This window comes from Streptomyces sp. V4I8, from assembly GCF_041261225.1.
Classification (GTDB): domain Bacteria; phylum Actinomycetota; class Actinomycetes; order Streptomycetales; family Streptomycetaceae; genus Streptomyces.
The window spans coordinates 275,400-289,290 of record NZ_JBGCCN010000004.1; the positions used below are offsets into that span (position 1 = coordinate 275,400).

Here is a 13,891-nt window from a genome sequence, read left to right on the forward strand (position 1 = left end):
CTGCGGACGATCGAATCGCCGGCCTAGGTGTGCGCGTGGTACTCCACCGACTCCGCCGTCAGCCGCATGAACGCTTCCTCCAGGGACGCCTGCTGCGGGCTCAGCTCATGCAGCACGAGCCGGTGCTCGGCGGCCAGTTCGCCCAGCCGCGCCGCGTCGACTCCCTCCACCTCCAGCGAGCCGTCCTGCCCCGGGGCATAGGCGATCTTGGCCCCGTGCAGGACATCGCGGAGCCTTTCCTGTTCGGGCGAGCGCAGCCGCACATAGGACCGCGAGTTCTGCACGATGAAGTTGGCCATCGACGTGTCGGCGAGAAGTCTGCCCTGGCCGATGACCACCAGATGGTCGGCGGTCAACGCCATCTCGCTCATGAGATGGCTGGAGACGAAGACCGTGCGGCCGGTGGCGGCGAGGTGTTTCATCAGGTTCCTGATCCAGTGGATCCCCTCGGGATCGAGTCCGTTGACAGGCTCGTCGAACATCAGAATGCGCGGATCGCCGAGGAGCGCCGCGGCGATGCCGAGACGCTGGCCCATGCCCAGGGAGAAGCCCTTGGTGCGTTTGCGTGCGACCGAGGTGAGTCCGACGACGTCCAGCATTTCGTCGACTCGGCGGCGGGGGATGCCGTTGCTTTGGGCGAGGAAGAGCAGGTGGTTGTAGGCGCTGCGGCCGCCGTGCACGGATTTCGCCTCGATGAGGGCGCCGAGGTAGGTGAGGGGATCGTGCAGGTCCGCATAGTGCCGGCCGTCGATGCGGACGTCGCCGGCGGTGGGACGGTCCAGGCCGAGAATCATGCGCATCGTCGTCGACTTGCCCGCCCCGTTGGGGCCGAGGAATCCGGTCACGATTCCTGGTCGAACGGCGAAGGTCAGCTGGTCGACCGCTAACTTATTGCCGTACCGCTTCGTCAGCCCTTCTAACTCGATCATTCCTCCACGCTAAGTGGGAAGGAATGCCCTCGCCATTCCTGGATCTTCCCGAGTTACGGCAGTGCCGGTGCCCCGTGTGCGGATGTAGCCTCGACCCATGACATTCGGTGCGGCTCATCGAGAGCTGCGGCGGGCGCAGAAAACAGCGAAGGGTGTCTCGCTGTACTCGCGCCACATCAATCGTCCGGCGGGGCGGGTACTGGCCGCCGCGGCTTATCGGGCCGGCATGACGCCGAATCAAGTGACGTTGGTCAGTGCCGCTTTGACCTCATCGGCGGTGCTCCTGCTCGCTTGCGTACGGCCGTCGTGGCTACTGGGAATGACCGTGTACGTATGCCTCGCGGCGGGTTTTGCCTTCGACTCCGCGGATGGCCAGCTGGCTCGGTTACGACGGGAAAGCACCGCGGTGGGGGAGTGGCTGGACCATGTGGTGGACTGCGCGAAGATCATCGCGCTGCACGCGGCCGTGCTCATCTCGCTCTACCGATTCCATTCCCTGCCGAACCGCGGCTGGCTGCTGCTGCCGTTGGGATTTCAGTTCACGGCGGTGCTGATCTTCTTCGGTGGACTGCTCACCGACAAACTCAAGCCGAAGGCTGGTGACGCGGCCGCCGGGACGCCTGGGGTCGGCCCCTCGCGACTGCGGGCCCTGGCTCTGCTGCCGGTCGACTACGGCGTGTTCTGCACAGTCTTCCTGCTGCTCGGCGACGATCAGGCATTCCTGGCGGGGTATGCCGTGCTGTTCGCCGCGCACGCACTCTTCCTGCCGGTCTTCATGGCGAAGTCGTTCCGGGAACTGGCCGCGATACGCCCGGCGTAACCGGCGGTCGAGGCGCTGTGAGCGCGTCGAGCGCCTGGCGTAGCTGGGTACTCGACGTGTGGGCGGTATAGGGGAAGTAGACGACTTCGACGCCGACGGTCGCGAAGTCGCGCTCCAGGCGGTCGCCCTTGGGCGTGCCGCGCCAGTCGTCGCCTTTGAAGATCACGTCGAACCGGATCTGTTTCCAGGTTTCCAGCTTGTCCGGCACCGTTTCCACGAACGCGGCATCCACAAAGTTGATGCTGCGTACGATCTCCAGACGCTCCACCAGCGGCACCACGGGCGCACGGCCCTTGGCGAGCTGTGCCATCTCGTCGGAGACGACTCCGGCGACTAAGTAATCGCAATGACTGCGAGCGCGTCTGAGGATGTTGAGATGGCCGACGTGGAACAGGTCATAGACACCTGGCGCATAGCCCACGATCTGAGGCATGTTGAACTGGAACCCCCATTCGAGATGCGTCCCCATCGCATCGCAGCATGATCAAGCCTTGAATGTCCAGGGAATGCGACATTGCTCCCAAAGGCATTTACGACATTGCTCTCATAGCCGCTGATGAAGTTAGGGTGCACCTGATCTGCTCTCACGCAAGGGATGTGGCATGTTGGAGCACGCGGATTACCAGGAGGAGCCGGAACAGCCTGACCGGCTCGGGCACCGGCGTGTGCTGCTGGTGTCCACGAATTACGCGCCCGAGCGGACGGGGATCGGCCCCTATGCCACACAGATTGCCGAGCACTGGGTCAATGAGGGTAACGAGGTCCATGTATGGGCCGGACTGCCGCACTACCCGGCCTGGCGGATCCACCCGGCCTATGGGCCGGTGTGGCGGGCGGTGGAGGAGCGCAACGGCGTGCTGGTGCACCGTCGCAGACACACTGTCCCGTCGCGGCAGACGGCCCTGCGCCGTGCCCTGTACGAGGCGTCGATTCTTGCGCACGGGCTGGTCGCACCGCCTCTGATGCCCCGGCCCGATGTGGTTCTGGCGCAATTGCCCAGCCTGGCCGGTGCGACGCTGGGAGCGCGCTCGGCCCGCCGCTGGGGTGTGCCGTTCGTGCCGGTCGTACAGGATCTGATGGGGGCGGCGGCCGCCCAGAGCGGCATCCGTGGCGGGGGCCGGATGGCAGCGGTAGCGGAGGCCGTCGAGGCTCATGTGCTGCGCAGGGCCACCCTCGTGGGTGTCATCCATGAGTCTTTCGTGGATCCGGTGGTGGCCATGGGGGTGCCCCGGGACCGGATTCGGGTCGTCCCCAATTGGTCGCATGTTGCTCGTCCCTCCCGTCCGCGAGTCAAGACACGTGCGCTCCTTGGCTGGCCGCAGGAGGGCACGACGATCCTGCACTCGGGGAACATGGGCCTCAAACAGGGTCTGGAAGTCCTGGTGGAGGCGGCCCGGCTGGCCCCCGATGTGCAGGTTGTGCTGATGGGTGAGGGAAATCAGCGTGAGGCGCTGCGGTCCCTGGGCGCCGGGTTGCCCAACCTGCACTTCCTTCCACCGGCCGACGAGGCAGAGTTTCCGAACGTGCTGGCTGCCGCTGATGTGCTGCTGGTCACTCAGCGGGCCTCGGTACTCGACATGAGCATCCCCTCGAAGCTCACTTCCTACTTCGTGACCGGGCGGCCCGTCGTCGCCTCGGTCGCCGCGGAGGGCGGTACGGCGCAGGAGATCCTCAGGTCCCAAGCGGGGCTCGTGGTGAGGCCGGAGGACCCGGGCGCACTGCTGGACGCCGTACGCAAGCTGGCGGAAGACCCCCTCGCGGCCGACGAGTTGGGGGCACATGGCCCTGCGTATGTCGACGCCCACCTCAGCCGTGAGGCGGGTCTGGCCAGGATGACCGCTCTGCTCGACGAGGCCCTCGCAGCAAGGGAAGCACACATATGACGGCGATGACGGAGCACACAACGGGCGGACAGCCGGAAGGGGAGCCGGACTTACTGCGTGACCAGTTCAAACAGCTCCTGCGCTACCGGCTGCTGATCGTCCTCGGCGTGGTGCTGGGGCTGGCCGGCGGCGGCTGGATCGCGCTCGCGAGCGCCGACTCCTACGTGGCGACCAGCGAGGTGACTGTGCGGTCCGCCACCGCGGACCCGTTCGCGCCCGGCACCATCACTCCTGACAAACAAGTCAGCATCGGATCCGAGCGGCAGACCGCGGCCAGTAACGCCGTCGCCTCGCGGGCCGCCAAGGACCTGGGTATGCGGGGCCACGTCACGGAGCTTCAGTCCGGCCTTCAGGTCACCAACCCGCTGAACACGCTCTTGCTGCGCTTCTCCTACACCGCCTCCACGCCGCGCATGGCGGCCGAGCGCGCCAACGCCTTCACCAAGGCGTATCTGGACTACCGGGAGGAGCAGACGCGGACCCTGATCGACAACATGATCAAGGGCTACCAGAAGCAGTTGAAGCCCCTGGTGAAGCAGCACAAGGCGCAGGACAGCCAGTCCTCGCTCGCGGGCAGGATCTCCGAGCTCAACAGCAGCATCGCCAAGCTCAAGGCACTCGACATCACTCCCGGCTTCGTGGTGCGCACCGCCACGCCGCCGACTTCTCCGTCCGGTCCGCCACTGCCGCTGCTGCTGGGGCTCGGTGCCTGTGTCGGCGTCGCCATCGGACTGCTCGCGGCCTGGGTGCGGCTGGTCTTTGATCCCGCCGTGCGCTCCGAGGGCGACCTCGGGCGCTCTCTGCGCGCCCCGGTGCTTGGCACCCTGCCGCGCACCAGGCGCCGCAGGGAGGACGCGGACACCCTGCCGGCCAAGGGACGGGTGGCCGAGGAATACCGCTCGGTGGCCTTCCGGCTCGCCTACGACCACCGGTTCGCCAACCGGCGCAGGCTGCTGGTCGTCGCCCCGCGCGGCGGCATCGACACGGCGGCCGCCGTGTCCGTGAACCTGGCGGCGGCCTTCGGCGAGATGGGCCGCGAAACCCTGCTCGTGGAGGCCGACTTACGCACCCCGGGACTCGCGGCCCGGCTGCGCGATTCCGACGGCACGCGGCTGGTGTGGTCCACGCGGATCCCTCAGCTGAGCGGGGGCACCTGGCCAACGGGCGAGCGGATCGTGGTGGAGGCGGGGGAGTCCGGGGCCTTCGGCTTCATCCCCGGGGCCCGGGTGCACAACGCCGCTCGTGCGCTGACCTCCGCACCTGTCACCCAGCTGATCGCCACCGCGGACGCGCGGGACTCGGTCGTAGTAGTGCTCGCCCCGGCCGCCCTGTCGTACGCGGACGCGATCGCCCTGGCCGACCGTGTGGACGGCGTCCTTGTCGTGTGCAATCCCCGGAAGGTGCGCCGCGACGACCTGTCTCGCATCCGCGAACTCGTCACGGGAGCGGGCGGCACCGTACTGGGGGCCCTCCTCCACGACGAGGACACACCGGACGCCCGCCCGTCCCAGAGCACGAGAGACAGGGAGCCGGGTCAGTCAGGTCAGGGCGAGCCGGCTCCCAGGGGGCGTGGGGGTGCCCGAGGAGCGGCGGGGGAGATGCGGGAAGCCCGCCCTGTCCAGGGAACCGGTGGACGGCTCCCGGGCCAGGTCGGTCAGGGCGAGCCGGTCCCCCGGGGACACAGGGGTGCTCGGAGAGGCGTGCCGGGGAAGGGGCCGGAAGCGCGTCCTTTCCAGGGTGCCCTGGATCAGGGCGGCCCGGTTCCACGCGGGCGTAGGGGTGCGCGGAGAGCTGCGGCGGGGGACATGCCTGCAGCGCCACCTGCCCCGGGCACCGGAGGGGGAAGTGACCCGGGCCGGCCCGGCCGCGGTGAGCCGGATTCCAGGAGGCGCAGAGGGGCCCGAGACGGGGCGAGAGCCGAGGAGGAGTACATCGCCCCCACCGAGGAAGACAACCCCACCGCCACCTTGGCCCTGCGCCGGCTGGACCGTGCCAACCTGCCGCCCCGGCCCGACCGTTCGTGACGCAGCGGGCCGACCGGGCCGAGGGCGCCGAAAGCGCGCGGGCCGTGGCCGGTGAGGAGGGTCTCGGTGTCCGGGCCGCTGTGGTGTGCTCGGCGGCCGATCAGGGGGTGGCGGCGCTGACCAACATCCTCGTGCTGGTGGTGGCCGCGAGGCTGTCCACCGCCGAGGGCTTTGCCGCCTTCTCCGTCGTCTACACCGTGTTCACCGTGCTGCTCGGGCTTTCGGTGTCCTACGTCGGACAGGCGCTCGTGCTGGAGCGCGGGGCGGCTGCAGGGGTGCGGGGCGCGTGCCGGAGCGCCCTCGCGTTCACGGCGGCCGCGGCCGCCGGCGTCGGGGCGGCGATGGCCATCGGGCTGGCCGCCGTACCCGGCGGCACGGCTCACGGGCTCGCCGTACTCGGGCTCGTCCTGCCCATCGTGCTCACCCAGGACGGCATGCGGTACTGCTTCGCCACCATGCGTCTGCCCCACCACGCCCTGGCCATCGACGCCGTACGCCTCGCCGCCGTCCTCCCCGCCCTCGCCATCCAGCCGTACGGCGCCGGGCCGGCGAGGCTGGTGGCCGCATGGGGGCTTTCCGCCCTGCCCGCCCTGCTCGTCGGAACCGTACTGCTCGCTCCACGGTTGCGCGGCCTGCCCGCCAAGCCTCGGGACCTGCTGCGCCGGGACCATCTGGGGCGCCGGTTCGCCGTCGAGTTCGCGGTGGGGAACGCCTTGAGCCAGCTCGCCATCGTCGGACTGGGGCTGATCGCCAGCCAGTTGGCGGTGGGCGCGCTGCGCGGCGCGACCACGCTCTTCGGCCCGTTGAACGTCCTGTTCAACGCGGCCACCGCATTCGGCCCGCCGATCCTGCGCCGCGCCGCGTCGGCTTCCCGCCAGGTCCGTGCCACGGTGATCCTCACGGCTGTCCTCGCTGGTGCGGCGGCGGCCTGGGCCGTGCTGCTCATCGCGCTGCCCCGGTGGCTCGGCCGCGAGATCCTCGGGGAGACATGGAACTCCTCCGCGGCACTCCTCCCGGCCACCGGCAGTCAGTACACGGCCATGGCGGCGGGCACCTGTGCCCTGCTCACCCTCCGTGTCCTGCGCCCCCGCGCCACCCTCCCCATCCAGGTGGTGTTCTCCCTGCTGTCGGTGGCCTTCCTGCTCACCGGCTATGCCCTGGGTGGTGTCCTGGGTGCGGCCTGGGGGTTGTGCCTGGGCTCTGTTCTCAAAGCCTGTGCGGGATGGACTCGTATCGCCCTCGCACGGCGGGATGCCTGAGCCCGGGCGGAGAATCCTGAGAACCCGATGGGCCTCGTTCGGATTGACCATTGTCGCGACCTGGTTTGATGTGGTGTTACTCGTCTGATCCGGTTCCTTGTGACCCTGTGGCGCGGGCACGAAGTGGAGGTGGCGGGTGAGTTCTGCCTGTGTGGACGCATCGGCCCTGGCCGCCCCGCACGCCCAGCCGTGCACCCAGGCGCGTGCAGACCAAGCGCCTGTTAAGTTCCGTTTATGGCATTTGGTGCACTGTTAGGTCTCTACTGCTGTAAGAGGTGTCAGGGATGAGAACAGGAAGCCGCCGCCCTCACCGGGGCACCCGGACGGGTCTGCGAGCGCTGGTGGTCCTGGCCGCCGTGTTACTGGGAATGACGGTTCCGCTGCCTGCCTCGGCAGCCCCTTCCAACGCGATGAGACTGAACCGGCTCGACTATCAGGCGAACCAGCAGATCACCGTCACCTACACCACGACCCGGTCCAGCTCCCGCAACTGGGTCGGCATCTACGCCGATCCCGGCAACGGCCCGGTCAACGACCAGTACCTCGGCGGCTCGCTGAAGTGGAAGTACGCTCCCGGCGCCTCCGGCCGGATCTCCATCCCGGCCTCCGGCCTCAGAGCCGGCGCCTACGTGGCCTACTACCTCCACAACAACGGCTACACCTGGCTGGCGAACCCGGTGAAGTTCCGCATCACGAACGCCGCACGGACACCCACCGGCTCGATGAGCCTGGACCGGTTCGACCACCCGGCCGGTACCCCGGTATCGGTCACCTACCGCACCAGCCGGCCCACCCCCCGCAACTGGGTGGGCATCTTCACCGATCCCGGCAACGGCCCGGTCAACGACCGGTTCGTCGGGCGCGCGACCAAGTGGGCATACGCCGCAGGCTCCTCCGGCCGCCTGACGATCCCGACCGACGGCCTCAGCCCAGGCCACTACGTCGCGTACTACCTCTACAACGACGGCTACCGCCGAATGGCCAGCCCCCTGAAATTCCGCATCCTGCCCTCCACCGCGGCCACCACACTGAAAGTGATGTCCTTCAACACCTGGAACGCCGCCACCGAGGTGTCCAGCGGCCTCGCCAAGGCCACCAGATTCATCGCTTCCAGCAGGGCGGACGTAGTGGCCCTACAGGAGACCAAGGGGTACTTCGCCAGGGATCTGGCACGAACCCTGGGCTGGTACTACCACCAAGGCACCAGCCTCGGTCCGGCGATCATCAGCAGGTACGCCATCACACAGACCTTCGGACCCGTGCTGGACGGCCGCGGCCTCGGCGCCCGACTCAACCTGGGCGCCGGCAAAGAAGCCGTGGTGTGGTCGGTCCACCTGGTCTCTACGCCCTACGGGCCGTACAACGCCTGCTTCGAGGGCATGACGCCGACACAGATCGAGGACATCGAGCGGCAACCGTCTGGGCGGTTCGATCAGATCAACGAAATCCTCAACAGTGCGAAGCCCCAGATCGACGCCGCGAAGAGCGGCGCCGCGCCGTTCTTCCTGGCAGGGGACTTCAACTCGCCGTCGCATCTCGACTGGGTGCCCGCCGCCGCGAGCCAAAACTGCGGTTACCCCTCTGTCAACTGGCCCACGACCAGGGCCGTCGCCGACGCCGGGCTCAAAGACTCCTACCGGGTCGTCCACCCCGATCCGGCAACGTCGCCAGGCGACACATGGGCCGCCATGGTCCCCAAGAACAAGGACTTCCCCGAGCTGGACGAACCGCAGGACCGCATCGACTACGTGCACTACACCGGTCCAGCCACACCGGTCAGTTCGACCGTCGAGGTCCGTGGCACCCCCCAGCCGGAACCCAACCATTACAACAACGAATGGGTCAGCAACCACCGCGCGGTCCTGACAACGTTCAACCTGCCCTGAAACCCCGGCAACACAACAACAGGGGTGAACACGCCGCGCATTTGAGGCCCAGGGCGGCCTGGCGCGACGCGAGCTTGCAACGCTGATCGTCCCCTCAGACGAAGTTGAGCAGGCCCGGAATCTCGCCTGGAACGCGCGGATGCAGCGGCACCGTGATCACGGTGTCCTCGGTGGGACACCATCTGAAGAGGCTGTCCGTGAGATTCCTTGGCACACCTCTTGGGCCCGTCGCGGCGAAGGATGCGACGGGCCCAAAAGGCGAGAGGACTGGTGAGTGGGACGGCTTACATAGGCGCCTCCGTGCCGCGCCGGCGGCGCAGGTAGGCCAGGCTGCCGATACCCATCGCGGCTGCTGTGGCGACTCCGCCGATGGACGTGTCGATCATTGGGACGTCGAGGACGTCGGTGGTGACGGTGGAGGTGTTGTTACCCGGGTTCGGGTCGGGGTCGTTGCCCTGCACCGTGACGGTGTTGTTCAGTTTGGCGCCGGCGGTGGCGGGCGCGGTGCCGTTCACGGTGATGGTGGTGCTGGCGCCGCTGGCGAGTGCGCCGCCGGTGCAGGTCAGCGTGGAGCCGCTGATGCTGCAGCCGGGGGTGGAGGTGGTGGCGTTCTGGATACCGGCGGGAGGGTGTCGGTGATCGTCCAGCCCTTGGAGGCGGCCGGGCCGTTGTTGGTGACGGTGATCGTGTAGGAGAACGACGCTCCGGCCATGACTGACGCGGGGCCGGTCTTCACCACTTGCAGGTCCACGTTCGGTGCCGGGGTGTCGACCACGTTGGTGGTGACGGTGGAAGTGTCCCCGGCGCGTCCGGGACGTCCGGCTCGGGCCGGTCCTCGCACGACTGCCAGCCGCGTGGGGCCGAGTCACCGCAGCAGCTTGCGTCGGTCCGATCGGAAGGTGGTGACAAGGGCAAGGCACAGCAGTGCGATCCCCACGCGGCCGGAGGCCTGCAGCAGTGGGCCGCGCAGGAGGATGAAGGCGTAGCCCGCGATCAGCGGGGTGACAATGGCCGCGATGTGGCCGGGGTGCGGGTGGTCGATGGTGCGGTGGGCGTAGCGGCGGTCGGCGCGTGCGCAGACATAGCCCAGAACGACGAACCCGCCGGTCATCCCCACTGGGCCGAAGTCCAGCCAGAGCTCCGCCCACAGCGGGGAGGACAGATTGGTGTTGTCCATCCTCATCCACTCGCCCACCCGCACACCTGAGTCGAGCGGCTTGTCGTGCCACACCGAGCGCGGAACGAAGAAGAACACCGTCGCCGCGAGCTGTCTGCCGTACGTGTGGCCCTCACCCGACTCCGCGAACGTGATGGTGTTGGCGAACATGCCGATCTGGTCGTAGTCCTTGCGCACCAAGGGGGCCACGACGGACGTCGACTCCCTCGCTCGCTGCCCGCCTTCGTCGTAGCGGTATCGGTCCATGAACGGGAACAGCAGGAGGGCGGCCACCACACCCGTTGCCAGCGCCGCCCGGTACATGACCGGACTCCTCGGGAACGCGGTGAAAAGGATGGAGAACATCACGGTCAGGAACCAGTACCGCGGGTTGCTGATCGGGTTGTTGACCACCACGTTCACCCCGAGCAGGCCGGCCCACATCACGATCACCGACAGGCGGCGCCGGGCGTGGCGGGAGGTGACCAGCCAGCGAGTCAGGAAAAGGAACGCCAGCAGTGCCGGTACGGTCCCGAAACCCCGCAGGAAAGCGGAGGCGACCTGCGAGTGGTCGCCCGTCCCCGTGCTCGCCTGGATTCCCTCGCTGATCTCCTGACGGCTGCCGAAGAAGACCGCGGGACCGCCCAACTTCACGATGAACAGCGCGCTGGCGGCGTACGCGAACGCCACCAGCACATACAGCCTGCGACGATGCACCGACGCCGCACGGCGTGGCTTGCGGGCGCTGCGGGGCAGGGGCGGCCGGTGCCGGGCCAGCAGTACGCCCACGTCGAAGGCCACACAGCCGCACAGTGCCAGCGACACCGCGAGCACCAGGTCGGAGTGCGGCCCGACCACCGGGGTGGGCGTCTGGCCCAACACCGCTTGGGCCAGCGGAGCCACGCCCATCGCCACGTACGTGAAAAGCCAGAAGGAACCCTGGATCAGCCGGCGGCCGGCCGTCAGCGTCACCGCAGCCAGCCGGGCCCCCGCGTAGGACGTGAGCGCCAGTTGCAGCCAGAACACCCCGTCCCTGACGCCGGGACCGGCCTGTACGGCCACCAGCGTCGGCAGGAAGAACACCAGCCCCAGGACCAGGGGGACAGTCAATGCCCGGGAGAGCACGGCACGCGGTGAGACAGGCATGACCTGGACCGGTGCGGTGATCGGGTTTGTGGATCGGACCGTGGGTGAAGGTTTGTTCGATAAGTCGACTGGCATGTTTCCCCTCTGGGTTGCCCTACCTTTGGGAGTGTATTGACCGGTTAGGCTGGGCTGAACGGTGCTGAGAAGCGTCCATGGTGCCGGAGTGGCCAAGGGGAGGAACTGCCGATGAGAGTCCTCCATGTTGTGACGCTGCACACGCCGACCAACGACTTCGGCGGGCCCACGCGTGTGGCCATCAACCTCTCCAAGGGCCTGAGAGCCCGTGGCGTGGACGCACGGATCGCCACCCTGGGCGACGGATTCGACGGTCCGCTGCCGTCGGCCATCGAGGATGTGCCCGCCTTCGTGTTCCAGGCCCGGCATGTGCTGCCACGGTTCGAGGTGAGCGGAATCACCTCACTCGCGCTGCTCGCGCGCGCCCGGCGGCTGGTGGAGAGCGCCGATGTCGTCCATGTCCACCTCATGCGCGACCTGATCACCCTGCCCTTCGCGCTCATCGCGCTGCGCTGCGGCCGACCGGTTGTGCTCCAGACGCACGGCATGATCGACCCGACCGACCACCACGTCGCACGCCTGGTCGATCGGCTGGGTCTCCGGCACGTGCTGCGCAGGGCCGACGGTCTGCTGTATCTGACCGAGATGGAGCGCGAGTTGGTGCAGGCTGTCATCCCTGACACTCCCTTGAGGAACGCGCATCGCCTCGTCAACGGCGTGGAGCTGCGAGAACGGCGGTCAGCGCGCGGCGAACGCCCGCCCACGGTGCTCTATCTGGCCCGCGTACAGGAACGCAAGCGCCCCGCCGATTTCGTCAGGGCCATGCCGACTGTGCTCAAGGAACACCCGCAGGCCCGCTTTGTGCTGGCCGGACCCGACACGGGCGCGCTCGCACAGCCGATGCTGGACCTCGCCCGCGAGCTGGGCGTCGGGGACGCACTGGAGTACGTGGGCGCGCTGGAGCACTCCGAGGTGCTGAAGCAGCTGCGCGCGGCGGACGTGTATGTCCTTCCGTCCGTCGTGGAGCCGTTCGCGGTGTCGATCCTGGAGGCGATGTCCGTCGGACTCCCCGTCGTGGTGACACGGACCGGCGGGTTGTCCCCGGATGTCGAGGAGGCCGAAGCCGGCCGCCTGACGGACAGCCGCCCCGACGCCGACAACGGCGAACTCGTGGGCAGGGCCATCCTGGAGCTGCTGGACCCGGATGCCAATGCGGCGGCGTCGGAGGCGGCGGTCCGGCTCATCGATGAGAAGTTCTCCATCGACGCCGTAGTGGAGAGACTGCTGGATGTTTACGCCACTGTCAGATAGCCAGTGACGCACACGCACCGGGGCCGCCCCCGGGCGGCATCGAGCCGTTGACGTGGGCGATGCCCTGATAGGTATGGACGGTGGATCGTTTCGGGATGCGAGCGGTCGTCGCGCCCCGCCGACGAGCGTTCTACCTCCTCACCCTGGCCTTCACGCTGGTCGTGATCAGCGCCGTGACCCTGCTGCTGGTACGGCCGCAGTCACGTTCGGACTGCGGGGCGTTGTCGGTCGAATCCTGGGCGGCTGACAATCGTGTCACCACCGCGTTCGCCCGATACGGCGACGACGGGGGCCGCATGGACGACTGGACGGGGGGCGACGGCACGCACTCCGTGCGGCTCCCGGACGGCCGGACACTGTGGCTGTTCTCCGACCCGTTCCTGGGACTGGTCCACGGTCCGCCCAATACGGCCGGGCAGCCCCACTCATGGCGTGACACATCGGTGCCGGGTGGCGCGGCATGGGTGCGCAACGCGGCCGTGGTCATGTCCGCTTCCGGCCGCCTCGAACGGACCCTGACCGGTGGTACGGCGGGCGCGCCCGCACCGCTGTTCCCGGATTTGTCCCAGCAGCCGAAGCACTGGCGGTGGCCGGTCGCGGCAGTCGTCGAGCCGCGTACGCCATCCGCCTCGGAGAAGGTCGTACGGGTTCTGCTGTGGAACCGGATGGTGGGCCCCGCACCCTTCATCTACGGGGTGCCGACGGGGACCGAGGTTGCCACGCTCTCACTGCCCGAGCTGAAGGTGGAGCGCATCGACCGGATCTCCGACCAGGGGGGAGTCGAAGATCTGTCACGCCGCGTCCTCCACGGCACGACTGCCGTGCATGACGGCGGCTGGACGTACGTCTTCGGCGGTGACGACGGGCGCGCCGGCACCCCGGTCCGCCCCTCCTCACACGCCTACGTCGCACGTGTGCCCGTGGGACTGCTGAGCGAGGCATCCGCCTGGCGCTACTGGAACGGCACGGAGTGGCAGCGCGAACCACCGGTCGGCCAGGACCGGGACGCTCATGTGCTCGGCAACGGCGGACGGCGCGGTGTCGGCAGCGCCTTCACGGTCATCCGTCAGGATGACACGTGGGTGTTGTTCACCATGGACGCGGGCAGTGTGCATGGTTCGGGTCTGTCCACCATCACCACGTACTGGGCCTGCTCACCACAAGGGCCGTGGCACGGTCCGCACCGTGGCTTCGACGCGCCCCTCCCGGCCGACTCCGTCCCGAACGGAGCGGTGGCCGCCTACAACCCGCAAGCGCACCCGGAGTTCACGGAAGACGGGACCACGGCCGATGCGCTGCTGCTGAGTTATGACGTGAACTGGCTCAGCGATCAAGCCTCGACGGCGGAGGCGAACGTGAACCGCAACGTGGCTCTCTACCGGCCGCGCTTTGTCAGAGTGAAACTGGAGCCACCCTCCTCGCCCGAACCGTGATTTCCGTGGTGCGCACGTATGCGTCAACA

General features: G+C 68.3%; 10 protein-coding genes and 1 pseudogene. 7 read left to right on the forward strand and 4 right to left on the reverse strand.

Annotated elements, in window-relative coordinates; genetic code table 11:
* Nucleotides 1-23: 23 nt before the first annotated feature.
* The gene (locus ABIE67_RS50325; RefSeq protein ID WP_370271173.1) at nucleotides 24-929 is read right to left on the reverse strand and encodes an ABC transporter ATP-binding protein; all 906 of its coding nucleotides are present in this window, start codon (nucleotides 927-929) and stop codon (nucleotides 24-26) included.
* Between the two features lie 97 nt (nucleotides 930-1,026).
* Here ABIE67_RS50325 and ABIE67_RS50330 point away from each other — a divergent pair, with 97 nt between their 5' ends.
* Nucleotides 1,027-1,749: a CDP-alcohol phosphatidyltransferase family protein gene (locus ABIE67_RS50330; protein WP_370271174.1), complete on the forward strand. Its 723-nt coding sequence runs from the start codon at nucleotides 1,027-1,029 to the stop codon at nucleotides 1,747-1,749.
* On the opposite strand, the gene ABIE67_RS50335 is transcribed toward ABIE67_RS50330, so the two are convergent.
* A complete protein-coding gene (locus ABIE67_RS50335) occupies nucleotides 1,703-2,182 on the reverse strand; it encodes an adenylyltransferase/cytidyltransferase family protein (RefSeq protein ID WP_370271216.1) in 480 nt (159 codons plus the stop codon). The genes ABIE67_RS50330 and ABIE67_RS50335 overlap by 47 nt on opposite strands.
* Nucleotides 2,183-2,351: 169 nt before the next feature.
* Between ABIE67_RS50335 and ABIE67_RS50340 the strand changes: the two genes are divergently transcribed.
* From ABIE67_RS50340 to ABIE67_RS50355, 4 genes are all read left to right on the forward strand, one after another.
* A complete protein-coding gene (locus ABIE67_RS50340; RefSeq protein WP_370271175.1) occupies nucleotides 2,352-3,632 on the forward strand; it encodes a glycosyltransferase family 4 protein in 1,281 nt (426 codons plus the stop codon).
* 5 nt (nucleotides 3,633-3,637) lie between these two features.
* Complete coding sequence (locus tag ABIE67_RS50345) at nucleotides 3,638-5,656, forward strand: lipopolysaccharide biosynthesis protein (RefSeq protein WP_370271217.1); 2,019 nt, start codon at nucleotides 3,638-3,640, stop codon at nucleotides 5,654-5,656.
* A 44-nt stretch (nucleotides 5,657-5,700) separates the two neighbouring features.
* Nucleotides 5,701-6,915: a hypothetical protein gene (locus ABIE67_RS50350; RefSeq protein ID WP_370271218.1), complete on the forward strand. Its 1,215-nt coding sequence runs from the start codon at nucleotides 5,701-5,703 to the stop codon at nucleotides 6,913-6,915.
* A gap of 410 nt (nucleotides 6,916-7,325) precedes the next feature.
* Complete coding sequence (locus ABIE67_RS50355; RefSeq protein ID WP_370271176.1) at nucleotides 7,326-8,801, forward strand: endonuclease/exonuclease/phosphatase family protein; 1,476 nt, start codon at nucleotides 7,326-7,328, stop codon at nucleotides 8,799-8,801.
* Between the two features lie 284 nt (nucleotides 8,802-9,085).
* On the opposite strand, the pseudogene ABIE67_RS50360 reads toward ABIE67_RS50355, so the two are convergent.
* Both ABIE67_RS50360 and ABIE67_RS50365 read right to left on the reverse strand, forming a co-directional pair.
* Nucleotides 9,086-9,513 (reverse strand): annotated as a pseudogene (locus ABIE67_RS50360) (DUF11 domain-containing protein).
* A 153-nt stretch (nucleotides 9,514-9,666) separates the two neighbouring features.
* Nucleotides 9,667-11,178 carry a hypothetical protein gene (locus ABIE67_RS50365; RefSeq protein WP_370271177.1) on the reverse strand — a complete coding sequence of 504 codons (1,512 nt, stop codon included), beginning with the start codon at nucleotides 11,176-11,178 and terminating at the stop codon, nucleotides 9,667-9,669.
* A 111-nt stretch (nucleotides 11,179-11,289) separates the two neighbouring features.
* Here ABIE67_RS50365 and ABIE67_RS50370 point away from each other — a divergent pair, with 111 nt between their 5' ends.
* Nucleotides 11,290-12,429: a glycosyltransferase gene (locus ABIE67_RS50370; RefSeq protein ID WP_370271178.1), complete on the forward strand. Its 1,140-nt coding sequence runs from the start codon at nucleotides 11,290-11,292 to the stop codon at nucleotides 12,427-12,429.
* 95 nt (nucleotides 12,430-12,524) lie between these two features.
* A complete protein-coding gene (locus ABIE67_RS50375; RefSeq protein WP_370271179.1) occupies nucleotides 12,525-13,862 on the forward strand; it encodes a hypothetical protein in 1,338 nt (445 codons plus the stop codon).
* Nucleotides 13,863-13,891: the final 29 nt, after the last annotated feature.

Coding starts and splice junctions, on each gene's coding strand:
- ABIE67_RS50325 (WP_370271173.1), bottom strand. CDS start 929: ATGATCGAGTTAGAAGGGCTGACGAAGCGGTACGGCAATAAGTTAGCG.
- ABIE67_RS50330 (WP_370271174.1), top strand. CDS start 1,027: ATGACATTCGGTGCGGCTCATCGAGAGCTGCGGCGGGCGCAGAAAACA.
- ABIE67_RS50335 (WP_370271216.1), bottom strand. CDS start 2,182: ATGCCTCAGATCGTGGGCTATGCGCCAGGTGTCTATGACCTGTTCCAC.
- ABIE67_RS50340 (WP_370271175.1), top strand. CDS start 2,352: ATGTTGGAGCACGCGGATTACCAGGAGGAGCCGGAACAGCCTGACCGG.
- ABIE67_RS50345 (WP_370271217.1), top strand. CDS start 3,638: ATGACGGAGCACACAACGGGCGGACAGCCGGAAGGGGAGCCGGACTTA.
- ABIE67_RS50355 (WP_370271176.1), top strand. CDS start 7,326: ATGAGACTGAACCGGCTCGACTATCAGGCGAACCAGCAGATCACCGTC.
- ABIE67_RS50365 (WP_370271177.1), bottom strand. CDS start 11,178: ATGCCAGTCGACTTATCGAACAAACCTTCACCCACGGTCCGATCCACA.
- ABIE67_RS50370 (WP_370271178.1), top strand. CDS start 11,290: ATGAGAGTCCTCCATGTTGTGACGCTGCACACGCCGACCAACGACTTC.
- ABIE67_RS50375 (WP_370271179.1), top strand. CDS start 12,525: ATGCGAGCGGTCGTCGCGCCCCGCCGACGAGCGTTCTACCTCCTCACC.